General features: G+C 64.3%; 27 protein-coding genes and 1 pseudogene. 14 read left to right on the top strand and 14 right to left on the bottom strand.

Annotated features, from left to right (window positions below):
* Nucleotides 1–21 precede the first annotated feature (21 nt).
* The 6 genes from QK290_RS15655 to QK290_RS15630 form a co-directional block, all read right to left on the bottom strand.
* On the bottom strand, nucleotides 22–315 hold the full coding sequence (locus QK290_RS15655; RefSeq protein WP_282331547.1) for a type II toxin-antitoxin system RelE/ParE family toxin: 294 nt from the start codon (nucleotides 313–315) through the stop codon (nucleotides 22–24).
* Entirely contained in the window at nucleotides 312–587 is a 276-nt protein-coding gene (locus QK290_RS15650) for a type II toxin-antitoxin system Phd/YefM family antitoxin (RefSeq protein WP_282331546.1), read from the bottom strand. The genes QK290_RS15655 and QK290_RS15650 overlap by 4 nt, the downstream gene beginning before the upstream one ends.
* Before the next feature lie 50 nt (nucleotides 588–637).
* Nucleotides 638–1,705, bottom strand: coding sequence for a PDDEXK nuclease domain-containing protein (locus QK290_RS15645; protein WP_282331545.1), 1,068 nt, complete (start codon nucleotides 1,703–1,705; stop codon nucleotides 638–640).
* 72 nt (nucleotides 1,706–1,777) lie between these two features.
* The gene (locus QK290_RS15640; RefSeq protein WP_282331544.1) at nucleotides 1,778–2,965 is read right to left on the bottom strand and encodes a restriction endonuclease subunit S; all 1,188 of its coding nucleotides are present in this window, start codon (nucleotides 2,963–2,965) and stop codon (nucleotides 1,778–1,780) included.
* Nucleotides 2,962–4,590 carry a class I SAM-dependent DNA methyltransferase gene (locus tag QK290_RS15635; RefSeq protein WP_282331543.1) on the bottom strand — a complete coding sequence of 543 codons (1,629 nt, stop codon included), beginning with the start codon at nucleotides 4,588–4,590 and terminating at the stop codon, nucleotides 2,962–2,964. The genes QK290_RS15640 and QK290_RS15635 overlap by 4 nt, the downstream gene beginning before the upstream one ends.
* Nucleotides 4,590–6,653, bottom strand: coding sequence for a hypothetical protein (locus QK290_RS15630; protein WP_282331542.1), 2,064 nt, complete (start codon nucleotides 6,651–6,653; stop codon nucleotides 4,590–4,592). Before QK290_RS15630 ends, QK290_RS15635 begins: the two co-directional genes overlap by 1 nt.
* Nucleotides 6,654–6,893: 240 nt before the next feature.
* On the opposite strand from QK290_RS15630, the gene QK290_RS15625 reads away from it, so the two are divergent.
* The 3 genes from QK290_RS15625 to QK290_RS15615 all read left to right on the top strand — a co-directional run bounded on the left by QK290_RS15625 (nucleotide 6,894) and on the right by QK290_RS15615 (nucleotide 9,035).
* Nucleotides 6,894–7,556, top strand: coding sequence for a hypothetical protein (locus QK290_RS15625; protein ID WP_282331541.1), 663 nt, complete (start codon nucleotides 6,894–6,896; stop codon nucleotides 7,554–7,556).
* Between the two features lie 44 nt (nucleotides 7,557–7,600).
* Complete coding sequence (locus QK290_RS15620) at nucleotides 7,601–8,257, top strand: hypothetical protein (RefSeq protein ID WP_282331540.1); 657 nt, start codon at nucleotides 7,601–7,603, stop codon at nucleotides 8,255–8,257.
* Between the two features lie 349 nt (nucleotides 8,258–8,606).
* A complete protein-coding gene (locus QK290_RS15615) occupies nucleotides 8,607–9,035 on the top strand; it encodes a hypothetical protein (RefSeq protein ID WP_282331539.1) in 429 nt (142 codons plus the stop codon).
* A 178-nt stretch (nucleotides 9,036–9,213) separates the two neighbouring features.
* Here the strand turns inward: QK290_RS15615 and QK290_RS15610 are convergent, their stop codons facing one another.
* Genes QK290_RS15610 through QK290_RS15600 form a run of 3 tightly spaced genes read right to left on the bottom strand, consistent with a single transcriptional unit; the run spans nucleotide 9,214 to nucleotide 11,252 of the window.
* A complete protein-coding gene (locus QK290_RS15610) occupies nucleotides 9,214–9,981 on the bottom strand; it encodes an SCO1664 family protein (protein ID WP_282331538.1) in 768 nt (255 codons plus the stop codon).
* Nucleotides 9,981–10,535, bottom strand: a complete 555-nt coding sequence (locus QK290_RS15605; protein ID WP_282331537.1) for a DUF3090 domain-containing protein — start codon at nucleotides 10,533–10,535, stop codon at nucleotides 9,981–9,983. The genes QK290_RS15610 and QK290_RS15605 overlap by 1 nt, the downstream gene beginning before the upstream one ends.
* 24 nt (nucleotides 10,536–10,559) lie before the next feature.
* Nucleotides 10,560–11,252, bottom strand: coding sequence for an MSMEG_4193 family putative phosphomutase (locus tag QK290_RS15600; protein WP_282331536.1), 693 nt, complete (start codon nucleotides 11,250–11,252; stop codon nucleotides 10,560–10,562).
* Between the two features lie 179 nt (nucleotides 11,253–11,431).
* Between QK290_RS15600 and QK290_RS15595 the strand changes: the two genes are divergently transcribed.
* Nucleotides 11,432–11,845, top strand: a complete 414-nt coding sequence (locus QK290_RS15595; RefSeq protein WP_282331535.1) for a hypothetical protein — start codon at nucleotides 11,432–11,434, stop codon at nucleotides 11,843–11,845.
* Between the two features lie 50 nt (nucleotides 11,846–11,895).
* A pseudogene (locus tag QK290_RS15590) lies at nucleotides 11,896–12,193 on the top strand (VOC family protein); the annotation flags it as partial.
* 167 nt (nucleotides 12,194–12,360) lie between these two features.
* On the opposite strand, the gene QK290_RS15585 reads toward QK290_RS15590, so the two are convergent.
* Complete coding sequence (locus QK290_RS15585) at nucleotides 12,361–13,890, bottom strand: FAD-dependent oxidoreductase (RefSeq protein ID WP_282331534.1); 1,530 nt, start codon at nucleotides 13,888–13,890, stop codon at nucleotides 12,361–12,363.
* 150 nt (nucleotides 13,891–14,040) lie between these two features.
* Nucleotides 14,041–14,511: a DUF4383 domain-containing protein gene (locus QK290_RS15580; RefSeq protein ID WP_282331533.1), complete on the bottom strand. Its 471-nt coding sequence runs from the start codon at nucleotides 14,509–14,511 to the stop codon at nucleotides 14,041–14,043.
* A 228-nt stretch (nucleotides 14,512–14,739) separates the two neighbouring features.
* Between QK290_RS15580 and QK290_RS15575 the strand changes: the two genes are divergently transcribed.
* The 4 genes from QK290_RS15575 to QK290_RS15560 all read left to right on the top strand — a co-directional run bounded on the left by QK290_RS15575 (nucleotide 14,740) and on the right by QK290_RS15560 (nucleotide 18,695).
* Nucleotides 14,740–15,558 carry a CPBP family intramembrane glutamic endopeptidase gene (locus QK290_RS15575; RefSeq protein WP_282331532.1) on the top strand — a complete coding sequence of 273 codons (819 nt, stop codon included), beginning with the start codon at nucleotides 14,740–14,742 and terminating at the stop codon, nucleotides 15,556–15,558.
* A 13-nt stretch (nucleotides 15,559–15,571) separates the two neighbouring features.
* Nucleotides 15,572–15,724: a dienelactone hydrolase family protein gene (locus tag QK290_RS15570; protein ID WP_282331556.1), complete on the top strand. Its 153-nt coding sequence runs from the start codon at nucleotides 15,572–15,574 to the stop codon at nucleotides 15,722–15,724.
* A gap of 109 nt (nucleotides 15,725–15,833) precedes the next feature.
* Entirely contained in the window at nucleotides 15,834–17,297 is a 1,464-nt protein-coding gene (locus tag QK290_RS15565; RefSeq protein ID WP_282331531.1) for a protein adenylyltransferase SelO, read from the top strand.
* Between the two features lie 105 nt (nucleotides 17,298–17,402).
* On the top strand, nucleotides 17,403–18,695 hold the full coding sequence (locus tag QK290_RS15560; RefSeq protein ID WP_282331530.1) for a lytic transglycosylase domain-containing protein: 1,293 nt from the start codon (nucleotides 17,403–17,405) through the stop codon (nucleotides 18,693–18,695).
* Between the two features lie 23 nt (nucleotides 18,696–18,718).
* Here the strand turns inward: QK290_RS15560 and QK290_RS15555 are convergent, their stop codons facing one another.
* On the bottom strand, nucleotides 18,719–19,099 hold the full coding sequence (locus QK290_RS15555; protein WP_282331529.1) for a cupin domain-containing protein: 381 nt from the start codon (nucleotides 19,097–19,099) through the stop codon (nucleotides 18,719–18,721).
* A 139-nt stretch (nucleotides 19,100–19,238) separates the two neighbouring features.
* Between QK290_RS15555 and QK290_RS15550 the strand changes: the two genes are divergently transcribed.
* The 5 genes from QK290_RS15550 to QK290_RS15530 all read left to right on the top strand — a co-directional run bounded on the left by QK290_RS15550 (nucleotide 19,239) and on the right by QK290_RS15530 (nucleotide 21,850).
* Nucleotides 19,239–19,601, top strand: coding sequence for a TraR/DksA C4-type zinc finger protein (locus QK290_RS15550; RefSeq protein WP_282331528.1), 363 nt, complete (start codon nucleotides 19,239–19,241; stop codon nucleotides 19,599–19,601).
* Nucleotides 19,591–20,121, top strand: coding sequence for a DNA alkylation repair protein (locus QK290_RS15545; protein ID WP_282331527.1), 531 nt, complete (start codon nucleotides 19,591–19,593; stop codon nucleotides 20,119–20,121). The genes QK290_RS15550 and QK290_RS15545 overlap by 11 nt, the downstream gene beginning before the upstream one ends.
* A gap of 101 nt (nucleotides 20,122–20,222) precedes the next feature.
* Nucleotides 20,223–20,423 carry a DUF1918 domain-containing protein gene (locus QK290_RS15540; RefSeq protein WP_282331526.1) on the top strand — a complete coding sequence of 67 codons (201 nt, stop codon included), beginning with the start codon at nucleotides 20,223–20,225 and terminating at the stop codon, nucleotides 20,421–20,423.
* Nucleotides 20,424–20,474: 51 nt separating this feature from the next.
* Nucleotides 20,475–21,050, top strand: coding sequence for an NUDIX hydrolase (locus tag QK290_RS15535; RefSeq protein WP_282331525.1), 576 nt, complete (start codon nucleotides 20,475–20,477; stop codon nucleotides 21,048–21,050).
* The gene (locus QK290_RS15530; protein WP_282331524.1) at nucleotides 21,047–21,850 is read left to right on the top strand and encodes a thioesterase family protein; all 804 of its coding nucleotides are present in this window, start codon (nucleotides 21,047–21,049) and stop codon (nucleotides 21,848–21,850) included. The genes QK290_RS15535 and QK290_RS15530 overlap by 4 nt, the downstream gene beginning before the upstream one ends.
* 49 nt (nucleotides 21,851–21,899) lie before the next feature.
* On the opposite strand, the gene QK290_RS15525 is transcribed toward QK290_RS15530, so the two are convergent.
* Nucleotides 21,900–22,604 carry an endonuclease/exonuclease/phosphatase family protein gene (locus QK290_RS15525; protein WP_282331555.1) on the bottom strand — a complete coding sequence of 235 codons (705 nt, stop codon included), beginning with the start codon at nucleotides 22,602–22,604 and terminating at the stop codon, nucleotides 21,900–21,902.
* A gap of 92 nt (nucleotides 22,605–22,696) precedes the next feature.
* Nucleotides 22,697–23,086: a DUF2177 family protein gene (locus QK290_RS15520; protein WP_111907731.1), complete on the bottom strand. Its 390-nt coding sequence runs from the start codon at nucleotides 23,084–23,086 to the stop codon at nucleotides 22,697–22,699.
* Nucleotides 23,087–23,095 lie beyond the last annotated feature (9 nt).

Raw genomic sequence — 23,095 nt, 5'->3', positions numbered from 1 at the left:
CCCCAAAGTCATTTACTTTGCCTAACGTGGTTTGTAGACGTCGGACCGGTGTTGGATGCGGTGGACGTACAGGATATGGGCTTCGACATCCAAGGTGAACAGCACCCTGTAGTCGCCGCGCCTCGCCGAGTGCAGACCGAGCAGTTCGTTGGTGAGGGGCTTGCTGAGCCGGTACGGATTCTTGGACAGGGCGCCGGTGACGAATTCAATAATGGCCGCCGCTGCTTTTTCGGGCAGACGGCGGAAACCCTTCAGGGCTGGGCTCGTCACCTCAATCTTCCACGGCGCAGGGAGGGCATCTTGTCCGTGGCTCACCGGGGTGGCAGACCGAACTCCCGGCGGAGGTCATCGCCGCTGGTCGTGTTGCCATCGGCAACGTCGAGCCGGGCCTGGTCGAGGTCTTCACGGATACCCGGCTGGGAGAGCCAGTGGATGGTCTCCTGCAGGGACTCCAGATCATCCGCCGACATCAGCACGGCGGACGGGCGACCGTGCCGGGTGATCTGGATGATCTCATGCGTCGCATCCGCTTCCTCCACGAGGGCGGACAGCTTGTCCTTGGCTTCGCTCAGCGGTACCGTTCTCATGCTGGAATTGTAGCCTGAAGTCAGGCCAATTTCGGCTCCGGCAGGGTTGATCATTCAGAACCTTCGTTTTGGGAAAGCTCCGCCTCGAGTTCGCTGATACTGGGCAGGGTTGTCGCGAATTCCTCGGGCAAGGATTTGACCACTTCGGATTCCCATTCGGCCACGCCGATGGGACTTGAGAAGCCGCGCAGCGAGTATTCAGCCACCACGTTGTTTTTGGTCTTGCAGAGGAGAAGTCCGACAGTGGGTTTATCCTCCGGGTGGGCCAGAAGGTCGTCCACGGCCGACATGTACATGTTGAGTTGGCCCACGTGACCGGGGATGAAGGCCGTGGCCTTCAGTTCGACCACCACAAAGCAGCGAAGCCTGAAGTTGTAGAACAGCAGGTCGGCATAGAATTCGTCGTCGCCTATGGTGAGCCGCACCTGCCGTCCGACAAAGGCAAACCCCTGCCCAAGTTCCAAGAGAAATTTTTCGACGTGCTGGATGAGCTGATCCTCAAGCCCGCGTTCGTTCCGTTTGTCCGTCATTGCCAGAAAGTCGAAGACATAGGGATCCTTGAACGACTGCTCGGCGAGGTCGGAATCCGACGGCGGCAGCGTCGCCTTGAAGTTGTTGACCGCCTTGCCGGAACGCTGGTGCAGTTTCGTCTCGATGTGATGCGCCAGGACATTGCGTGACCAGCCGTTTTCGACGGCGGCGGCCGCGTACCAAAGGCGGGTTTTCGGGTCGCCGAGCTTCTCGAGCAGGGCTATCTGGTGGTACCAAGGCAATGTTGCAAGCGGCGCTTGCAACATTGGAAAGTCCGGCCAGGCTTGGGCGAACGACTTCATGTACCGGAGGTTCCGTGGCGAGAAGCCGGTCGCCTCCGGGAAAGCACTGCGCACGTCAGCGGAGAGCCGTGTTACTACTTTGCTGCCCCACCCTTGCGCTGACTCCCGGCTGGCAAGCTCGCGGCCAATCGTCCAATAGGACAGGAGCATTTCCCGATTGACGGAAGCAATGGCCCTGGAACGGCCGGCGCTGACCTCTCTGGAGACAGATTCCAACAATTCCGGGTACCAGTCCGGCATGCCGACCTTTGCAGGTGTTGATTCGAACGATGCTGAGTCCGGCATGCTGCGTGGTCCCCTCTAAGTGGCTGTGGTCACCACGAACGTATCGGCAGGCACCGACATTTTTGTCGGTCCTCAGATGGCTGGGACAACTAACGCTTCCGCTTCCTTGACGCGGATCTTGCCGGACATGAGGTGGGGGAGGAGAGCGTCGCGGGTGGCTATGAGCATCTGGTTCTCGTTCAGACGCAATTGGATAAGCATGCGCAGCGGAGTGACGGTTTCGTTGAAGCGCTGAATTATGTCCGAGTCAGGAAGTGCTACATCTGTTGCAACAATGACCTTCGCGTTCATGTTCTTCTGCACCGAACCCGTCATGGCGCCCTCTGCGTAATCCAGATACGCAGGTGAGCGCAGGAAGTAATAGATATAGAGGGCTTGAGCAGGATTGCTTGCACGGAGGCGGACGAGGTATGACGCAAAAACGGCTTCGGGGCTGGCCGCATCGATGAACGCGGCCTTGCCTGGATCTGCCATTCGAGCCACCAGAATATCGCCCTCTGACACACGGTACTTGTCAAGTTCCGACTTACTGACCGTGCAATTCGGAGTGCTATCCCACTCAATCCAAGGCCTCTTGTTGATATCAGTGACCCGGAGAAATCTGGGTCCGGGCAAATCGTGTGCAGATGTTGTAACTCCATACTGCGTTGATACCAACTCAGATAGCCGAACGGTGCTGTCCGCACTTGCACTCGCTTTGGTGAACTGTACCGTTGCCAACTCGGCCGCAGAGGTTGCGAGTTTGGTGTTGGCGGCGATCTTGTCGTCGAGCGCGCCCAGCACCTCCGCTATTGCTTTTTGCTCGGGCAATGGCGGAAGATTCAAGGTCATATTTTTCGCAGCGCCCACGTTGAAGTGCTGCTGGACTGCACCGACTAATTGAGAATCTATGTATCCGGCGGCAGCGCTGTTGATGTAGTAGCTCAGCCAGTGGGAATTGAGTTCGCTTCCCGGCCTAGTAATGACCAAGTCCGAGCAGTTGGCCTCCGCCCAGTGTGTGGGGACCACGGCTGTTGCTCCGGGTTTGCCAGTCCTTACTGTGACTACGTCGCCGGCTCTAAGAGCGGACTTCTTTAACCGTGCATGGAAGTCGCCATCTATGAACTTGACGTCCTTGAGGTCGAAACCGTGCGGAACAACGTTTTGTGATCGCAACAGAGGAACTCCGCTTGTCCGGTACTCCTGCACCATGGATCCTACGTGTCCGACTGTTACTTCATCGGCAATGTCACCGAGCTTGACCTCCCGCCAGCCGCTCACGAAACCCTCCCCAGCTGCTCGCGCACAACTGCCGCCAGACGCTCCGACTCGTCAAACTGCTGCAGCAGCTCCTTGGACAGCCGGGCGATCTTCTCTTCGATCGGCTCGCCGTCGTCCTCCAGTTCAGCGGCCCCGACGTACCGGCCGGGCGTCAGCGCGTAGTCGGCAGCCTTGACCTCCGCAAGGGAAGCCGAATAGCAGAAGCCGGGTTCGTCGTCGTACGTCAATCCCTCCTCAGCTGCCGAGGAGGTGCCGCGCCACGCGTGGTAGCTGCCGGCGATCTTGGCGATGTCCGCCTCTGACAGGGCGCGCTCGGCGCGGTCCACCATGTAGCCCAGATTCCGGGCGTCGATGAACAGCACCTGCCCGGTCCGGTCCACGGAACCACGCGAACCGGCGGACTTGTCCTTGGCGAAGAACCAGGTGCACACCGGGATGCCGGTCGAACGGAACAGCTGGGTGGGCAGCGCCACCATGCAGGAGACGAGGTCGGCCTCCACCAGCTGGGCGCGGATCTCGCCCTCGCCGCCGGAGTTGGAGGACATGGAGCCGTTGGCCATCACCACGCCGGCACTGCCGCCGGGCGCCAGCTTGGAAATGATGTGCTGGATCCAGGCGTAGTTGGCGTTTCCGGCTGGCGGGATGCCGTACTTCCAGCGGGGATCGGACTCGGAGCGGGCCCAGTCCTTGATGTTGAACGGCGGGTTGGCCATGATGAAGTCCGCGCCGTTGGCCCCGGTCAGCTCCGGGTGCTGGTCACGGGCAAACGTGTCGCCCCAGCGGGACGCCAGGTTGGCGTTGAGCCCGTGGATTGCCAGGTTCATCTTCGCCATCCGCCAGGTGCGCTCGTTCAGCTCCTGGCCGTACACCGAGATGTCCGAGCCCTCCTTGTTGTGGGCCTCGAGGAACTTCTCCGTCTGCACGAACATACCGCCGGAGCCGCAGCAGGGGTCGTACACGCGCCCGCGGTTCGGTTCAAGCACCTCCACCAGCACCCGCACCACACCGGCCGGGGTGTAGAACTCGCCGCCGCGCTTGCCCTCGGCCCGGGCGAACTTCTCCAGGAAGTACTCGTAGACCTCGCCGAGCAGATCGCGGGCCTTGCTGACACCCTGGCCAGTGAAACGGGCCGAGTTAAGCAGATCCAGCAGCTCGCCCAGACGCCGCTGGTCCACGTTGTCCCGGTTGAAGATGCGGGGGAGCGTGGCCGCCAGGGACGGGTTGGAGGCCATAACCAGGTCCATCGCCGCGTCGATCAGCTCACCGATGCTCTTCGGCGCCGAGCCGTCCATCGCGGGCAGCCCTTTGCCGTTCGCGGCCAGGTACTCCCAGCGCGCCCGCGCCGGAACCCAGAAAACTCCACGGCCGGTGTACTCATCCACGTCGTCAATCAGCTGCGCGATCTGGTCCTCGTTGAGCCCGTCAGCTTCCAGCTCGGTGACAATCTGCGAGCGCCGCTCCTCGAACGCATCCGAAACGTACTTCAGGAACACCAGCCCCAGGATCACGTCCTTGTACTGCGAGGCATCCATGGAGCCGCGCAGCTTGTCCGCGGCCTTCCACAGCGTGTCCTTGAGTTCCTTCATGGTGGACGGGGCGAGGTCCACCTTCAGTTTCGGGGGCATTATGCTGTTCCTTCGGTCGGTGCGGCGTGGGAGATCGGGTCTGTCAGGGTGAGGCTTCCGCCGGCGACGCCGTCCGTAATCAGGGTAGCGAGTTCTTCGAGCTGGCGGAGGCGTTCCCGCGCGGCGTCCTGTTCGTGTTGCACCTGGGCGAGAACGGCGGCGAGCGGCCGTCTTTGCCGGTCCGGCGTCCGGCGCAGGCGCCAGTTGCGCCAGGTCTTGTCAGCCGCCGGCCGGGCGTTGATGTCCGCGGCCACGACGTCCGGCACCAGGCCGCCAGGGTCGCCGGGGTGGATCCGCAGGATCCGGGCAGGGAAGACGACGACGGCGCCGCCCTCCGCGTCCACCACCGCGGCGGGCCGCGGACTGGTGCAGAAGACGACGTCGCCCGGTTCGGTGAGCCGACCTCCCGGATATTTGGCCGCGAAGTCCAGGAGGGTGATGAAGCGCGGTAGGTGGTTGTGTGGATCCATCAATTCCTCGCGCCCCAGGATCCTGCTGCCGGCTTCCCGGTTCATGTCCGTCTCCTCGAGCCTGATGCCTTTGAGGTACTTGATAGTCCCGGCGGTGATGAGTTCCTGCACGGTCGCCGAAGGTATCCCTGCTGCGGTCGCTGCTGGCTGGACGTTTGGAAGTGCTGGCGGATGAGCCGCTTCGGCGGACAGGAGGCGGACGAGTTCTTCAACCCGAAGCGCCGCTTCGGCGCCGCGTGCCGCCGTCGTACTCTTTATAGCGGGGACGCTGACGAGGGCACCCTTGCCGGCGAGAAGCACGCGCGTTTGCACGAGCCGCGCGAACCGGAACGAGTGCGCGCGGATGGTGGCACGGCTGCCCATGGACGCGACGACGTCGCTGATCAGATCCTGGCTCACAGCTGTGGTGAGCGGGGTGGTGCTCAGGTCAGCCACCATGGTCCACCGGTCGGCGATAGGCACCTCTGCAAAGGACGGCCCCAAGACCCACAACGCTTGCGGTTCGCGCGGCTTGGCGCGCAGCAGGCCCGACTGCAGCCGGACGATGGCGCGGACCCGGCCGGAGCGCAGGAGATCTGAGCGGAGGTTGCCGGCATCTCCGGCAAGGGCGTCGCACAGGACGCGGGCGGGAGCTATGACCACCGCACGCTGGGAATCGTCCATCTGCAGCACGATGTTTTCGATGCCCAGCAGGATGCCGCCGGTGTTCAGGGACGGGTCGCCGGGAGCCGGATATTGCGCCACGTGCACCGCGGGGCCGCTGACTGCGAATGCTCCCTTGGCGTCGATCTTCACGGGGCTGCTGTCCGTGCCATGCACTGCCAGTCGACGGCGGGCCAGCCGCGACGCGCTGCCGTGGTGGTCCGCGGTCAGGAATGTGATGGGCCGCGACTCGCCGAATTGCTCGACGATGCTCTGCATCACGTCGCTCCCGCCGGGCGTTGAGTCGACGAAGAGGAGCCTACCGTCCAGGGTGGATGCCAGTTCCATGGCAGTTGCGCCCACGAGCCGTAGTGCGTCGTCTGTCAGCGCGGTGTCTGATTGCTCGCGCAGCCCCTCCTTAAACCGGTGAGCCAGCAGTTTTTCGAAGGCCGCCGGCGCGCTGAACGCACTGTCCGCCAACCTGTCGGCGAAGCCGGCCAGTCCGGGGAGCGCCGAGCCGAGGCCCTCCAGTTCGGCGTAGAGGAACACATCGTCAGGGTCCGCTTCATCTGCGGCGTCCAACAAATCAGTTGCAGTACTTCCACCTACGGCTTGTCCGGTGATGACCTTCAGGGCGAGGAGCGAGGTCAGGCCATCGAACGTCTGGCGGCTGTCCCTTGGTGCTTCCGCTGGCGGGGCCGCGAGTCTCGCGAAGACTGCGACGTCGTTCCGGGCCTCCGGGTTGTTCCCCCGGCCGGTGGCCTGCAGCCAGGCGGTGATGTGGTCTGCGTCGAACATCTCCACGCCGTTCACGTGGGAGGCTGCCGTCGGGAAAGGCAGCGGGCCTCCGCTGCTGCGCTTGCGCCACATGGAAACGACCGGGCGCTGAACCTGTGCGAGCGAGGCGACATCGGAGAGCGTCATGCGCAATGTTTCAGTGAATGTCTCCATGGCTGCCCTCTTCAGTCGCGATCGTCCCATCAGCTTAGTGGCGGCCGCCGACATTCTTGGTTCGCTGCTGATAACCCGGGTTATCAGAACCACCACATGCCATTGGCAACATCCGCCCGTAGGTTCATTCTGCAGCCACGAAGCAATCTTCCGGAGCTGCGACGGCGGCGGGGAACCGCGTATTGGGGGATCAGTATCCCGCCGCCGTTTAGCGGTCATCCACAAACGAAGGAAGAGAACATGTTGAACACGGACGACGATGGCGCGCCAGCGCCAGACAGTACGGAACCTATGGAGCCGGAGGCGCAGCCGGCAGCTGCGGCGCCGAAACGCAGCCGGAAGAGGCGCATCCTTCAGGCGACGACCGCCGTCGTACTTCTTGCCGGGGGAGTGGCTTTCGGGACCGTACTTCCTGACCCGAAGTCCAGCGATGCCTATGCGGCGCTGGCGGACGAGAAGGGAACGGTTGAGATCGAGCGCGACGCCGCACTGTCCAGCTATGCGTCCGTGAAGGGCAAGTACGACAGCCTTCAGGGCGGCATCACAGCCCGGGAATCCAAGGTTTCCGCACGGGAGACCGAAGTGGGCAAGGCCGACGCTGCAGTCAAGACTGCCGAAGCCGCGGTGAAAGCCCGGGAAGAGGCTGTCGCTGGAGCGGAAAAGACCAAAGCGGCCAACACCATTGGCGACGGCACGTGGACGGTGGGGTCCGACATCGAACCCGGAACCTACCGTGCCGCCGCGGCGGTGGGATCCACCTGTTACTGGGGGATTTACCGCAGCGGCAGCAACGGCGGCGACATCATCGACAACGACCTCCCGGGCGGTGGCCGACCAGTGGTCACCCTCTCTCCGGGCCAGGACTTCAATTCAACCCGCTGCGGCAAATGGGAAAAGCAATAGCACCCGCAGCATCACCAATCGCACCCTTGAAAGGCACCACCACCATGTCTCACCAGAACTTTGAGTCAGTCCCGTCCATGCCGGTTCCTACGGCCACAGCCAAGCGCCCGTTCTACAAGAAGAAGCGCTTTGTGATTCCGGCTGGCGTCCTGCTGCTCGGCATCGTCCTGGGTTCGTGCTCCAGCGGCGGCAAACCTGTAGCTGATTCCAGCCCCATTGCCTCTGCCGCTGATTCCGCGGCGCCTGCTGAGGCAGCCGCGCAGCCGGCGGCAGCACCGCCGTCGGCCGCTCCAGCACCGGCGGCTCCGGCGGCACCCGCGGTGGGGACACCCTTCACCGTGAAGATGCGCAACGGCGATGCGGCCCGGATCACGATTGTCACCGCAGTGCGGACGGACGCGGTGAGCACCAATGCGTTTGCGACGCCGCCGAAGAACGGAACCTACCTGCTCCTGGACGTGCTGTGGGAGACCGAGGCGAGAAAGACGAGTTCGAATCCCTTCTACTTCTCGGCCAAGGATGCCAGCGGCCGTAAGGCTGACCTCAGCATGTTTGCCGATAACCAGCTGGGCTCCGGAGACGTCCTGCCGGGGGACAAGTCCCGCGGGTTTATCGCGTTCGACATGGCCCCCGGTTCGGCGACGGTGATGATCTCAGATCCGCTGATGCAGGAAGCGGCGCGGATCCAGATCCCGGGGTAGGCGTCACCTTGGGGGAAGGAGACCTTGGGTTCAGCCGACGATGTCCTTCCCCTGCGGCGCGATTTCTCGCCGTGCCGCAATGCCGACGAGTGCCTACGAGGGGCAGGTGGGACAAGCTCAACGAGCACTGGCAGAGGCGTAACAACCGCCGTGGTCTGCCGAACTGGGCGAGCACTGCGCTAAATCGCACGGGTGAGGTCGCGGGAAAGGCCGTGAGTCGGGTAACTGATGCTGTGCCAGAGGCGGTCAAGGAACCGATTCGTCGCGCAGGCGACGCGATCGCCAACAAGGCCGGGCGGCCGGCCCTGAAGGCGCGGCAGCGCGTCTCGAACTGGTCAACGACTGGGCTATGGAACTTAACGACCCTGAGGGCGTTGAGAAGCTCGCGCGCAAGCGAGGTCTCGATCTGAACACTTTCACAGAACTGCGGCAGCAGGACCTCAAGGTTTGCGACCGGCTGCTGAAGTTCAACACCCTCACGTGGCGGACCGCCGGCGCGCTCGAAGGTGGGACGATGCGTGTGCTGGCTCTGGCTCCCGTGGCCGGGATCCCTGTCGCGATGACAGCGGACATTCTTGTCATCCAAGTCTTGAGCACATCGACTGCATCGCGGATCGCGGACGTGCTCGGTGGTCAGACAAACTCCGCGCCGACCACCGTCTGCTGGCCGCCCTTGAGAAGTTACTGCAGCACCTTGGTCCTGCCGGCTCCAAGGCTCCGGTTCAGAACGTCGCAAAGGTGGTGCCGTTCGTGGGCATCCTCATCGGTGCCGGCATGAACTCAGCGGTCCTCGGCAATGTAGCCGCGACGCACAACGGTACTGCCAGACCCGATTCCTGTGCGAGAAGTATGGGTTGCCGCTGCCAGCCGCGCTCGCAACCGATTCAGACAGCGAGCCGTTCGCGGAGGCCCCTTAGGCAAGGGCAGCGTCAGCGAAGCCCGTAGCCGTGATTCCCTTAGAACAGCGGCCAGGGCACCGCAGGCATATCACCGCTGGGAGCAGGGAACCGGCCCGTCAGGCGCAACCGGGAGCAGCGCCTGGCGACCGACGCAATTTCGTCGGCGCTGAGGAGGTCCGCCAGGTTTCGGCCCAGCTCACCGGCGAGTCCTTCCCTAACCCGATCGATGCCCTCAAGTTCCTCGACGGTCAGTGCGTCGCCCAGCCACCCCCACAGCACCGTCCGGAGCTTGTGGTCACGGTGAAAGGTGAGCCCATGGTCCACGCCGTGCCGGTGTCCGTCCGCCATGGCAAGGATGTGATCGCCTTTACGGTCAGCGTTGTTCACGACGACGTCGAACACTGCCATGCGTCTGAGGGCCGGCGAGTCCTCGTGCAGGAGGGCGACCATTCGTCCATTCTCATCCTGACCCTCGAGGACGTGTTTCCAGCCAGTCTCCGGAACGTCGTCCGAGGCAACCAGGTCCACGGCGTTCTGGTCGGGGTCTGTGTCCTGCCACAGCTGCACCATCCCTTCGCCGAACGGACCGTCGCGCAACCAGGTGCGTGGCACCACGTTCCATCCGAGGACCTCCGAAACCAGGTAGGCGGCAACCTCCCGGTGGGCAAGGAAGCCGTCGGGAAAATCCCAGAGCGGTTTCTCCCCGGCTATCGGCTTATAGACGACTTTCGTGTCGCCGATGCTGCCCAGGAAGGTGGCGTTCGACGCCGTCGTGATACGGCCGGTAAGCGTCAGCTCGGCAGTCAGTAGGTCGGACGCCGGCATCAGACCTCGGGCGGAGTGCAGACGTGCCCGTCGGCATCTACGGGGTAGCCGCAGAGCGGGCATGCGGGACGCCCGGCGCCCACAACCTCACGCGTGCGCTTAGCGAATGCGCGGGCGGTGCCAACCGGCATCCGTACCAGCAGCATTTCGGGCACGTCAGCGTCGTCCTCATCAAGCGACTCGTCGTTGCTGTCAGGGTCGACATCGGGGATCGGGTAGGCCTCTATCACGACCTGCGCCGTCGCGGGGTCCCAACCCAGGCTCATGGCGCCGGTCCGAAACTGCTCCGTAACGGCCTCGAGCTGGTCATTGTCGACGAGTTCGATCGGAGTACTCGTGGGAATGCTGTAGGGGTTGCCCTCGACGGCGAGAAGCTGGTCGAGCAATTCGTCGACCTTCTCTGCGAGCAGAGCCGACTGCTGCTTCTCCAGGGCAATACTTGCGATCTGGGTCCCTGCGCGCACCTGCAGGTAGAACGTTCGCGCCCCCGGAAGGCCAATGGTGCCAACGACGACCCGATCAGGCCAGGCAAACTCGTGAACACGTGTAGGCATATGAGTATTCTAGGCACATGAGGTTCATGTGGCCTTCTGCCCTGCACCGCCACCCACCGGCGCATCGCCAGGGTTGAGGCCGTTCGACAGCCATGACAGATCCCCCGCGTCGGTGTTGGTGGCGTAGACGCTCGGCCGACCAGCGCCGTAGTGCACGATCGATACGGAGGCAGGGCCCACGTTAATACGCTGGAACAGGTCGAGGTGCATGCCGAGCGCGTCGGCGAGGATGGACTTGATGATGTCACCGTGACTCACCGCCACCCACACGGCACCTGTCCCGTACTCGGCTTCAAAGCTTGCATCGTGGCGTCGAATCGCTGCCACCGACCGAGCCTGCATTGCGGCCATGGATTCACCGCCGGGAAAGATGACGGCGGACGGCTGTGACTGCACGGCCGACCACAGATCTTCGGTTGCGAGATCACTGAGCGTGCGGCCCTGCCACTGGCCGTAATCGCACTCGGTAAGATCGGATTCCAACGGCGCGTAAGGAGCGCCAGCCTGGCGATCAAGGATGAGCTGGGCGGTCTGCTGACAACGCTCTAGAGGGCTCGATACCACCCCAACTACGGGCACGGCCGCGAGCCGCTCTCCGGTCAAAGCCGCCTGCTCACGCCCGATCTGGTCCAGGCTGACACCGGCGGCCCGACCGGCCAGCAGTCCAGTGGCATTGGCTGTGGTGCGGCCGTGCCGCACGAGAATAACTGTTGCCATCCACCCAGCCTAACCGTCCGCTCGACGGCTGTGTTTGCCCACACTTTGGAAATTTGCTGTTGCACGGAACCAGGCGCGCCCTTCAGCTTTCGTCGACTCCCGTGGCCGGCGGGCGGCCTGGCGGGCGAGGAGAATGCACGGGTGCTGCGAGAAGCTGAGAGGCCCGCTAGGCTCGCCCTGTGACGAGTTCGCAGAACGGCAACGAACGCTACGTCGTTCGCCGGTGGTGGAGGGCAAGATCACTGCCCTGGGCGGCTTTGGTCGTTGTCTCCATCGTCGTCACAGGGATTGCCCTGGAACGGACGGCATTCTTCATCTACACGCCGGTCCCGGAGTTCATAGAGCGGTTGCGCGTTGGCAGGCTGCTAATGCTCGCCGGGTCTGCCATATCGCTTGCAGCAGCAATATGGTCGCAGGTCCGCGGTAACCCGCTTTGGGCGACGATCTGCGTTGCCTCGCCAGCAGTGCTGGTGGGCATGGCCACCATGATCATGACGCCCCCGTCTCTGATTCCACAGATCACCGGTCTTATCGCCCTGCCGGCAGCCCTGGCGGGACTCATAGGAGGGCTCATTCCCGACACCAGGCCGTGATCGTGAGTGCCGATAGAGGGGTGCCATCGTGATCCTGTTCGCACCGGTATGCCCTCGGCTGGGGTGTTTCCAGCGCGGGAACCGGAGTGACCAATGTTGAGCCCGTGGGCTTCGTCTGGCCGGATCCGGTCGCGCGCCTGGTGGAACTCGGTGCCACTGTGGTGCTCAACTGCGCGGACCTGCGGGCCATGGCCCGGTTCTGGGGCGAGGCTACGGATTGGACCCTGCACGAGGTGACGACGATCATGCGGGGAAGCGGCCGAAGTGGCCCGGCTGCGGGCGCTGGGCGCCACGTACGCCGACGTCGGCCAGGGCGATGTTTCATGGGTGTGCCTCGCCGACCCGGAGGAAGGACACGGCGCCGCCTGCAGCAGCAACCGCCGTCGGCCGCCCTTCACCGAACCACAGGCGCCCTTTCGGTCCGAACTGACGGCACTGGCTTTGTTCATCGACGCCGGGGTACACATCCATCTGGCCCCGGCTACCAGGCAGGTCCGGCGGCAACTAGCGGGGGATCAAGGCATCTCTGCGGGTGGGAGGTTCTTGGCGGCCGGCCCCTGGATGACGGTGCCCTCGGGGGTGAATCGGGAGCCGTGGCAGGGGCAGTCCCAGGTGGCGTCGGCGGTGTTGAAGCCGACGGTGCAGCCAAGGTGTGTGCAGGTGGCGGACACGGCGTGGACCTGCCCGTCTGCGTCTTTGTAGACGGCAGTACTCTCGCCATTGACGGTCATGACTTTCCCCTCACCCGGCGACAGCTCCGTGTGGCCGGGCCGGCCGCGGAGTTTGCCGCCCAGGACCGCGGCCACGGTCTTGACGTTCTCCTTCATGAAACGTCTCGCGCTGGCCGCCGGGGTAATACGGTTGCTGTTGAACACCGAGGCCCAAGGGTTCTCCCGGCCGTTGAGGGTGTCAGCGAGAATGAGCGCGGCCGCGGTTCCGTTGGACAAGCCCCATTTGCGCAGACCGGTGATGACGTACACATGTTTGGCGGTGGGGGACATAAGGCCGGCGTAGGGCAGCCCGTCGAGCGGCATGCCGTCCTGTGTTGACCAGCGGTAGGCGACCTTGTCCATGCCGAGGCGGTCGTGTGCGAAGGCTGCAAGTCTGCGGTACCGCGCGGCTGTGTCGCCGGACTCCGATACGCGGTGGCCCTCGCCGCCGGTAAGCACATAGCTGGTGCCACTGACGCTCGCGGTCAGAATCGACCGCATCGGTTCGTCGACGCTGATGAACGTGGCGTCCAGCGGTGGGGTGTCCACGCGTCCGGCGACAATGTAGGAGCGGTGCGGATGACACCGCAGGTAGAACAGGCCCTGGCCGCCGAACGGCACATTCGTGGCGACGATGATGTTGCGGGCCCGGACGGTGCCCTGTTCGGTATCGACGACGGACGGGGAGCCGTCGTGGATTCGCTGGGCCCGGGTCTGCTCGAACACGAAGCTGCCTTCACCATCAACCACGCGGGCGAGCCCCTGGAGGTATTTCACGGCATGGATTTGCGCCTGTCCGTCGAAGCGGACAGCACCCTTGACCGGGAAGGGCAGCGGCACCTCGGTGGTGAAGGAGGCGGGCAGGCCGAGCCTCGCTGCAAGGTTGGCTTCGACGCGGACGAGGTCGAGCGCGTTGTCGGTTTCGGCGTAGGTGTAGTTGGCAACTCGGCGGAAGTCACAGTCGATGGCCTCCTCGGCCACTAATTGCGCGACGTATTCGACTGCGGACTGGTTGGCCTGCCCGTAGGTGCGGGCGGTGTCGTCGCCGTGTCGGCGTGCAAGGTCCGTGTACGCCAGGCGGTGAAGGGAGGTGACCTTGCCCGTGGTGTGGCCGGTGACGCCGGTTCCGACGCGTGCGGTCTCGATGACCGCGACGGTCAGGCCGGTGCGTTTGAGCGCTAACGCGGCGGTCAGCCCGGCGATGCCGGCCCCGATGACCGCGACGTCCACCTCCAGATCCCCGCGCTGGACCAGATAATCGGTGGTTCCGGCGGTGGCGACCCAGAGGGAGCGGGATTCACCTTCCGGCCGTCCACTGTTCGATGCGTCATTCACTGCGTCACCTCAGGATCACCCGGTGTACTGCTCGGCTGTGTTAAGGCTGCGTCAGCAGCAGCCGACGCCGAGGGAGGCGACGGCGGGCCGTCCCGAGGATTTCGCGCCCGGGGGACGGCCGCCGTCGTCGGTTTTCCACTAACTGTGGCGCTATGGGGTGCTTCGCTTCATCTTCGCCATGGCATCCCTGCCGAGCCAGAGGCCCAAGCCGATCATGCCGAGGCCCAGAACCAGGTGCAGCCAGTTGTCAGCAGTGTTGAACGGGACGAAGTTGGCAGCCGCGTTCATGTCGATGACCAGGCCGTAGATCCACAGCACCAGGTACACGGTGCCGCCGCCGAGCAGGAACCAGCGGGCCATCGGGTTTGTCCGGGCCATAACGATGCCAGCCACACCGAACAGCAAATGCACGATGTTGTGCAGCACCGACACTTGGAAGACGCCAAGGAGCATGGCCCCGGACTCATGTCCCGCGAAGGTCATGGCCCCGTAATTGGTGGTGATTCCCGGGATGAACCCGAGGACTCCAACCAGCAGGAAAACTGCACCGATACCGATGGCGGTGTTGTGAAGTGTCAACCCCATCATGTGGTGTTGGGCAGGGTGTGACGCGGTAGTCATTTTGTCTCCCTTTCACGCTGATTGCCGGCTCTTCAGGTGGAGAGCCGGCCTTGCGGCAAGGAGTCGCAGGAATCCTGCCGACGCCCATATCGTACTCCGAAAAAGCGCGTGTGGGCAGGGGAAACAGTGCCTTCGAGGCCTCGGATGGTCGGTGACCGGAGCCCTGGAAAGCAAAGCCTTGCCGCGGCCATCTTTTCCAGGGGTCACCGTCGCTGACATGCTGGTGGGGTGACATCCACCTCGACCCAGCCGCCCCGCACTGTGCTCAGCTGGAAGCTGGTCCCTGCGGTGCTCCTCTCAGCGTCCGGAGTGCTGTTATTCGGCGTCGAGAATGAGCCCGCGGGCTACAGCGTGCTCGCGTTGAGCCTGGTCACGGCCACGCTGATAGGCCGCGAATTCGTGCGGGACCTGGCTCTGGTTGCGGCGGGAATGGTGATCATCAGCCTGGTTCCGCTGAACGCTGACTTGAGCATCTCGCACATGACGCTGATGGGTGGTGCCCTTGCGCTGGCCGTGCTGGTGCCGTGGCTGGTGTCCCGTTTCGTCTACCGCCAGAACATCATCCAATTTCCGGTGAACACGGGCCGTAAATGGCCTTTGTCAGCGAAGCTGTATCTGATCGCTGTTGTGGCCCTCGGTTACCTCATTCTGCCGGTCTACCTGATCCGCACGGACGTGTATCAGAACTGGCCGGACGCGTCCGACCCCACCATTTTTTGGCGGCTGTTTCTTGGCGTCAACGCTGTCGGAATTTGGGACGAGCTGTTCTTCATCTGCACCACCTTCACCCTGCTGCGGCGGCACTTTCCGGACTGGCTCGCCAATATCCTGCAAGCCGTGGTCTTCTCGTCGTTCCTGTGGGAGATCGGGTACATGGCCTGGGGTCCGCTGCTGACGTTCCCGTTCGCGCTGCTGCAGGGCTACACCTTCAAGCTGACCAAGTCGTTCACCTATGTGGTGACGGTGCACCTGGTCTTCGACTTCGTACTGTTCCTCGCGCTGGTGCACGCGCACAACCGCGACTGGTTGCCGATCTTCTTGTACTGAGGCCGCTCAGGCTCTGGATCAAGTGCTGAGCAGGGAACGCGGTACCGCCAGCCTCGACCCCGGCGTGGACCATGCCTTCAACAACGACACCGGCGAGCGCTACAACGAAACTCAGGCCACCGCTGCCTGGAAGGACACCCTCGCCTGGTTCGGACAGCACGTCTGAGAGTGCACGTCAGAGACAGCGACTGAGACAGCGACTGAGCCAGCATGTCCGAGTCAGCACGTCCCATCTGCCGCCGCATGGGCGGTGCTGCCGCGGGTAGTCTTGAAGGATGAGTTCCGCAATCCCACTAACGCTCACCTTCGATGGACGGTTCGCCCGCGAACTCGGGGAGCTGGCGGTTCCGTGGCAGGCGGACGAAGCACCTGATCCGCAGCTGCTGGTCCTGAACGAGCCGTTGGCCAGCGAGCTGGGCCTGGACCCGTCCGCGCTGCGGTCGGGTGAGGGGACGCTGCTGCTGATCGGCAACCGGGTCCCTGACGGTGCCACGCCGGTGGCCCAGGCCTACGCGGGCCACCAGTTCGGCGGCTACTCACCCCAGCTCGGCGACGGGCGCGCCCTCCTGCTTGGCGAAGTCACGGACATCCACGGGCAGCTCAGGGACATCCACCTTAAGGGCTCCGGCCGGACACCGTTCGCCCGGGCGGGTGACGGACTCGCCGTCGTCGGTCCCATGCTGCGCGAGTACGTCGTCAGCGAAGCCATGCACGCGATGGGCATCCCCACCACGAGGTCCCTCGCCGTGGTGGCCACGGGCCGGCCCGTCCGCCGCGAAACCATACTGCCCGGTGCTGTACTTACCCGGGTGGCGAGCAGCCACCTGCGCGTGGGCAGCTTCCAGTTCGCCCGCGTCAACGGCGAGACGGACCTTCTGCGCCGTCTGGCCGATCATGCCATCAGCCGCCATTACCCGGACGCCGCGCTCGCCGACATGCCCTATCTCGCGTTCTTTGACGCCGTCATAGCCGCGCAGGCATCCCTGGTGGCGCAATGGATGCTGGTGGGCTTCGTCCACGGCGTGATGAACACCGACAACATGACCATCTCCGGCGAGACCATCGACTACGGTCCGTGTGCATTTATGGACAGTTTCAATTCCGGCGCGGTCTACAGCTCAATCGACGCGGACGGACGTTACGCCTACGGTAACCAGCCGATCATTGCCGAATGGAACCTCACTAGGCTCGCCGAAGCACTCCTGCCCCTGCTCCACGAAGACCAGGACCAGGCCGTGGCGCTCGCAGTGGAGTCCCTCGGCGTCTTCCGCACGCTGTACAGCGCAGCCTGGTCAGCCGGCATGAAATCCAAGCTTGGGCTGCGCGCGGACACTCCCGACGACGTCGCGTTGCCGCTGGTGAACGGCGTGCTGTCGCTGCTTCAGGACGCCGAAGTGGACTACACCTCCTTCTTCCGGAGCCTTGTCTCGGCAGCCCGCGGCACCCCGGAAACTTCCCGGGCCATGTTTGCGGAGCCCGAAGCCATCGAGGCCTGGGCGGAACGGTGGCTGGCCCTGGCGCCGGACGCGGACCTGATGGGCAGCGTCAACCCCGTCTACATCCCCAGGAACCACCTGGTTGAAGAAGCTCTTGACGCTGCTACCGCCGGCGACCTGTCCGTCTTCAACCGCCTGATGGCCGTCGTGGCTGACCCGTACACGCAGCGCCCCGGGCTGGAACGCTACGCCGGCCCCGCCCCTGAAGACTTCGGGAACTACCGGACCTTCTGCGGAACCTGAGCCAACAAAGCCGGCCGGATTGGCGCGCCCTGCAGGCTGCTGCCTCGGTAACGATGTGGCAGATCAGGCCCCGCAAGCCCGATATGCCCGGTAAGCTCACCAACTATGTCCCGGATTGTTCAAAGAATGCGGCTGCCCGCCCTCGCGGGCATGCTGGCTGTCACCCTGGTGGGGTCGGCCGCGGTGCTTCCCTCACATGCCGCCGACGACGCGCCGCCGGGCGGCTATCCCTCATGGCAGGACGTGCAGAACGCCAAGCAAAGCGAGGCCGGCAAGGCGGCAGAAGTCACGAGGATCAACACGCTGCTGGGCGGGCTCCAGACCGAAGCCGAGGCACTGGGCAATGCGGCCGTAACGTCCGCCGCGGAGTACGCGTTGGCCGAAGCCTCGCTTCAGGCTGCCACTTCCATGCTGGATGCCCTTACCGCCCAGACCGCACGTGCCGCAGCCGAACTGGGACAGTACAAGAAGGAAATCGGTGCCCTGGCTGCCCAGTCGTACAAGACCGGTGGCACCAACATGGGTTTCTTTGTTGCCCTCGACGCCGTGCAGAACAACAGCATCCAAGGCCTGAACATCGTCCAGATCGTCAGTGATAAGACAGCCGTCCTGGTGAACAAATCCGCAGCTGCGGAACGCATTTCCCGCGCCCTGGCCGATCAGGAGCAGGCAGCCAGGGCCGAACGCGAGCGCCTGTCGGGGGAGGCCAGAACCAAGCTCGACGCCGCGCAGTCCGCCCAGCAGGCCATGTCCCGGCAGATTGCGGAGCAGCAGGAGCACGGCCAGGAACTGACCGCGCAGCTGGCCTCCCTCAAGGGCACCACCGCTGCGGTGGAGGGTGAGTTCCGGCAGGGCCAGTCGGCCTTGGCCGCATACGAAACGGCGCAGGCCGCCAAACGGGCCGCGGCGCAGGAACAGGCACGCCAACAGGCGGAGGCGGCGGCCAAGGCGGCGGCCCTCGCCGCTGCGCAAAAACCGGCACCGGCCCCGCGTGCTGTACCGGGAGTGCCCGCCCCCGCTCCGGTCCCGGGCCCGACGCCGGTGCCGCCGCCCGTCGTCGTCGTACCTTCCGTGCCGGGTGGCGCCGTGAACGACCCCGCGGGCGCAAAAAACTATGCGGCCGGGCAGTTGGCTTCCTACGGTTGGGGCCAGGACCAGTTCCAGTGCCTGGCGTCATTGTGGACCAAGGAGTCCAACTGGCTGACCACCGCCACCAATCCTTACTCGGGCGCATACGGGATAGCCCAGGCGCTGCCGGCCAGTAAGTACGGCACGGCCGGCAGTGACTGGCTCACCAGTTATCGGACCCAGGTCAATTGGGGACTGTCCTACATTGCGGACCGCTACGGGTCACCGTGCGGTGCGTGGAACCATTCCGTGGCCAACAATTGGTACTGACCTGGTCCGGGCCTGCAGCCGGGTCACGTTTCCGGGGCTTTGGCGTATTCCGCGGCGCTGAGGAATTCAATGCCTACGAAGGCATCATCGCCCTCCACCCAGGCGTCATGCCCGGGTGGAATGGTATAGGAGTCACCGGCGCTGATGGTGATCCGGTTGCCATCGGTGGTCTCGACGTGGATGGAGCCGGAAACGCAGAAACCCACGTGGTTGTTTTGGCAGGTCTCGGTCTGGACCACTGGCTTGATGCAGTCCGACCAGCGCCAGCCTGGACTGAACGTCATCCGGCCGATCGTGTAGTCACCCACTTTGACGATGTCGACTTCAGTCTTGTCCGGGCGGCGCTTCTCATCCGGTGTGTTGTGGGATTTGACTTCCAGCTCGGTAACGATGTTTGTAGGCATGACATGCAGACTTTCTCTTTTGATTCTGTGTCCATCAGCTGTCTGTCCTTGGCTGACAGACGGCATCTGAGGCGCTTACGATTGCCAGCATCCTCCGACTCGCCGCACTTGTCGAGACCCAAACCACTAGGCTTTTCCCATGCCCGATTTTGACCGTTTCCGGGTCCTGCTGGAGGACGAGCGCGCCCGGAAACTTGCACTGCTCCCCGCCCTCCGAGCGGACATCTCCTCCGCCAATGCCGCCCGCCAGGATTCCAACGTGGATGACGAACACGACCCCGAGGGCGCCACCATTGCGTTCGAGCTCTCACAGGCATCGGCGCTCCTGCAGCAGAGCAGCTCTGGCCTTGACCAGGTGGAGGCGGCGCTGGCGAGGGTTGCGGCCGGCACCTACGGGACGTGCGCCGTGTGCGGGGATCCCATCGCGGAGGGACGGCTCGAAGCCCGCCCGTCGACGCCGTTCTGCATAGTCCACGCTGCGACCGGCCGGCATGGACGGTAGCGGTGCCGTGAACGAGCGCGTGCCGGAGGCTGCCGGCTTCATCGACGCCACCCTGCAGAACGAAGGCGCCTGGTACCGGGCTGAGGACGTGGAGTCCCGGGTGGGTGGGGCGCTGGGGTCCTATGGATCGTCGGTGGGAGCCGTCCGCGGCACTGTCCGCGACGCAGGCACGAAGTTTAAGGACCTTGGCCATGACGACGTGACCGCTTTAGCGTCGCTCCTCTGGGGCCGGCCCGGTCCAGGCAGGCTTCCAATCTATGAGCGGCGGCTCGCCGCCGTTGTGTTGCTGCAGTCCCGGGTTTCCCTCCTCCGCCACTCTGACCTGACCCGGCTGGAGGGCTTCATCCGAACCGCACAGTCCGGCGAACTGGTGGACGCCCTGATTGCCGACGTCGTGGGTCCGTTGCTGCAGGGTCTGGGCGGAAACGACCGACAGCGCGCCGACGTCGTCATCACCCGCTGGCACCAGGACCCCGACGACGCAGTCCGCCTCGCAGCCCGGCTCATCGCTTCCCAGTGAACTGACCTGCCGTCCATTTCCGGGAAGCGCAACCGGGCACGGGACTGACCCCTGTTCCCTGATCCCTGTCAGCCGTACTCTGGGCCTTGGAGGTGATTGCCATGGAGGCAGCGCAGGGTGACAGGATCATCGTCCGGGGGAGGACCGTCGGATCGTCGGACCGGCACGGGGTAATCGTTGAAGTCCGCGGTCAGGAAGGCCATCCGCCCTATCTGGTCCGCTTCGACGACGGACACGAAACGGTTATGTACCCCGGCGGTGATTTCGCCGTCGAACGCAGCCACGGGGGACAAACAGGCTGACGCGCCGCGGGCTGCGCGTCCGGGCCCGCGGGCACCTGTCAGACTGGTGGAATGGATCACTCCTTGGCTGCCACGTCCGCTGATGCGAACCTCACGTTTCCGCCGGTCCGGACCGGTCCGCGGGACCCCGGTGACGCCTGGGTGGAGGGCAGCCGCGGCAAGTTCTGGGGCCGGTTCGGTGCCGCCGGCGTCCTGGCCTATGATCCCGGCAAGGGCGTCCTGCTGCAGCACCGCGCGCTCTGGAGCCACAACGGAGGCACCTGGGGACTGCCTGGCGGAGCGTTGCACCAGGGTGAGGACGCCGTCACCGGGGCCCTCCGCGAGGCGCACGAGGAAGCTGCGGTGCCGGCCGCGGATGTGAGCGTCCTCTTTACCTCCGTGCTGGACATTGGGTACTGGTCCTACACCACCGTCATGGTTCTGGTGACCGAGCCTTTCGAGCCCGTGATCAGTGATCCGGAAAGTCTCGAACTCCAGTGGGTTCCGGTGGATGCGGTGGACCGGAAAGAGCTCCATCCCGGTTTCGCAGCATCCTGGCCGGATCTGCGGACACGCCTGCTGGAGCTTTCTGCCCAGCGGACAGGGTGGGCTGAGCCCCACAAAGACAATCGAAAGGGTCAATTTTGACTGCTGCACTCCCGGAACTGGCCGATGGCGATTTCTATTATCAGGCGTTCGGCGGTGGCCGATTCCGCTCCACCATCCACGCCCAGGGGGCCTGGAACGAGCACGAACAGCACATGGCGCCGGCTTCCGGCGTGATCGCGGACAGCCTGGAGCGCCACGAACCCCGCGACGATATGCGGATGGCCCGGCTGAGCTACGAGATCCTGGGCCTGATCCCCGGGGGCGGTTTCCACATCGAAACCACCACCCTGCGCCCCGGCCGGACCATCGAGCTCCTGCAGGCCGAACTGATTGCCAATGGCAGGGTGGCCATCCGTGCCACCGCCTGGCGGATGATCACCAGCGACACAGCCGCGGTTGCCGCCGTCGAGGACACCGCCATTCCGGCGCCCGATGAATGCAAACCGCTCGACGGCCCTGCCATCTGGCCCGGCGGCTATATCCGGTCCCTGGAGATGCGGGTGGCAGAGGGCCACCGGCCAGGCGCGGGGATCGTCTGGCTCCGCACACTGCACCCTCTCACCGACAAGGCCGACAGCGGCGACCTGGCCCGCCTGATGGGCCTCGTTGACACAGCCAACGGGATCGCGGCCAGGGTCCCGCCAGGTAAAGACAGCTACGCCTTCCCCAACCTGGACCTGCAGATCCACATGTACCGCAGGCCCGGGGGCGAATGGCTGGGCCTGGACAACGCCGTCTCCTTCGGAACCGACGGTATTGGCCTCACGTCCACCGTCCTGCACGATCTCCAGGGGCCCTTCGGCCGCGCAGAACAGATCCTCACGCTGCGCAGGACCTGAGGCGCAGTTCCCAGGCGTTGATTTCTGCCTGGCCGCTTCCCGGCAGGCCTCAGGACGCCGGGGGCTCCTGGACCGGCGTCGAGTCCTGGCCGTATTCGGCGGTCACCAGTATGGGCAGGTGGTCGGAGGCGCCGCGGGGCAGGGTTTCCACGTTCTCGATGTTCAGGCCCAGGGACGTGGCAAAGTCGAAGTGGCCCTTGAACACCTTGTAGCGCGTGTAGGTCCGGCGATCACTGAGGGATAGTTCGTACCCCGTGTTCTTCATGTGTTCGTTGAGGTTCTTCGTGAAGAAGGGGTAGTTGAAGTCCCCCACCATCAAAGTCATCAGGCCGGTGCCCATGCCCAGCAGTTCCGCGTGGGCAGCGTGGATCTGGTTGCGCCGCAGCGAGTTGGTGGCGGTCAGCGGCGCAGCGTGGAAAGACGCGATGACCAGTTCGTGATCGGTCTCGTTGTCCCGCACGCGAGTGCCGATGAGGCGCTCATGGGCGGGCGCCAGGACCATGTCGTGAAGGGACTTCTTGAGCGCGAATGCCTTGGTGCCGTGGGCGGTGAACCGGTCCGGCCGGTAATAGATGGCCAGCCCCAGCCGGTTGCCTTTCGTGGAATCGGCCAGCTGCAGTTGACCCAGCGTGTCCGGCAGGTCCGTGGTGTCGCATTCCTGCAGGCACAGGGCATCAACGCCGAAGTCCTGTGCCAAGGCGACCAGCTCCCCGCTGGCCTTGTGCTTACGTAAATTGTAGCTAATGACGCGTATCAGTGGATTACCTCTTCTGAGGAGTAGCGGGTGGGCCCAGTTCCTGAGTTTAGCCACCCGATGGGGACGGTGCAGTATTAATCCGCTGGATGTCAGGTGGAGCGGAACACCAGCCAACCGGCGAGGGTGGACAGCCCCGTCAGGGCGGCACCCCACAGGATGTCCACGACAATAAGCTGCAGTGGCCACGTTTTGAGCGTGGCGGCATTCGTGAGGTCGTACGTGGCGTAGGCAAAGGCGCCCAAGGCGGCCCCGTAGCCGACGGCGGTCAGCCAGCTGCCGCCGTCGAGCGCCGGCCGCAGCGCAAAGAAGACAATCCCCGCTATGTACATGACATAGAAAGCCACGGCGTAACCTAAATGTGGCTTGTCTGCGAGCAGGTCACCGATGTGGCTGCGGTAAAACGGGTTCATGAGCTTGAGCCAGACGGCGTCGATGACGGCAAACGCAGCCGCGACAACAAGGAATTGCAATATGACCATAAGGGAGCT

The organism is Pseudarthrobacter sp. AL07 (assembly GCF_029960665.1).
Lineage (GTDB): Bacteria > Actinomycetota > Actinomycetes > Actinomycetales > Micrococcaceae > Arthrobacter.
The sequence above is the reverse complement of the archived record's forward strand: the minus strand, read 5'-3'. Positions and strand labels throughout refer to the sequence as shown.

Coding starts and splice junctions, on each gene's coding strand:
- QK290_RS15650 (WP_282331546.1), bottom strand. CDS start 587: ATGAGAACGGTACCGCTGAGCGAAGCCAAGGACAAGCTGTCCGCCCTC.
- QK290_RS15645 (WP_282331545.1), bottom strand. CDS start 1,705: ATGCCGGACTCAGCATCGTTCGAATCAACACCTGCAAAGGTCGGCATG.
- QK290_RS15635 (WP_282331543.1), bottom strand. CDS start 4,590: ATGCCCCCGAAACTGAAGGTGGACCTCGCCCCGTCCACCATGAAGGAA.
- QK290_RS15630 (WP_282331542.1), bottom strand. CDS start 6,653: ATGGAGACATTCACTGAAACATTGCGCATGACGCTCTCCGATGTCGCC.
- QK290_RS15625 (WP_282331541.1), top strand. CDS start 6,894: ATGTTGAACACGGACGACGATGGCGCGCCAGCGCCAGACAGTACGGAA.
- QK290_RS15620 (WP_282331540.1), top strand. CDS start 7,601: ATGTCTCACCAGAACTTTGAGTCAGTCCCGTCCATGCCGGTTCCTACG.
- QK290_RS15615 (WP_282331539.1), top strand. CDS start 8,607: ATGGAACTTAACGACCCTGAGGGCGTTGAGAAGCTCGCGCGCAAGCGA.
- QK290_RS15610 (WP_282331538.1), bottom strand. CDS start 9,981: ATGCCGGCGTCCGACCTACTGACTGCCGAGCTGACGCTTACCGGCCGT.
- QK290_RS15605 (WP_282331537.1), bottom strand. CDS start 10,535: ATGCCTACACGTGTTCACGAGTTTGCCTGGCCTGATCGGGTCGTCGTT.
- QK290_RS15600 (WP_282331536.1), bottom strand. CDS start 11,252: ATGGCAACAGTTATTCTCGTGCGGCACGGCCGCACCACAGCCAATGCC.
- QK290_RS15580 (WP_282331533.1), bottom strand. CDS start 14,511: ATGACTACCGCGTCACACCCTGCCCAACACCACATGATGGGGTTGACA.
- QK290_RS15565 (WP_282331531.1), top strand. CDS start 15,834: ATGAGTTCCGCAATCCCACTAACGCTCACCTTCGATGGACGGTTCGCC.
- QK290_RS15560 (WP_282331530.1), top strand. CDS start 17,403: ATGTCCCGGATTGTTCAAAGAATGCGGCTGCCCGCCCTCGCGGGCATG.
- QK290_RS15555 (WP_282331529.1), bottom strand. CDS start 19,099: ATGCCTACAAACATCGTTACCGAGCTGGAAGTCAAATCCCACAACACA.
- QK290_RS15550 (WP_282331528.1), top strand. CDS start 19,239: ATGCCCGATTTTGACCGTTTCCGGGTCCTGCTGGAGGACGAGCGCGCC.
- QK290_RS15545 (WP_282331527.1), top strand. CDS start 19,591: ATGGACGGTAGCGGTGCCGTGAACGAGCGCGTGCCGGAGGCTGCCGGC.
- QK290_RS15540 (WP_282331526.1), top strand. CDS start 20,223: ATGGAGGCAGCGCAGGGTGACAGGATCATCGTCCGGGGGAGGACCGTC.
- QK290_RS15535 (WP_282331525.1), top strand. CDS start 20,475: ATGGATCACTCCTTGGCTGCCACGTCCGCTGATGCGAACCTCACGTTT.
- QK290_RS15520 (WP_111907731.1), bottom strand. CDS start 23,086: ATGGTCATATTGCAATTCCTTGTTGTCGCGGCTGCGTTTGCCGTCATC.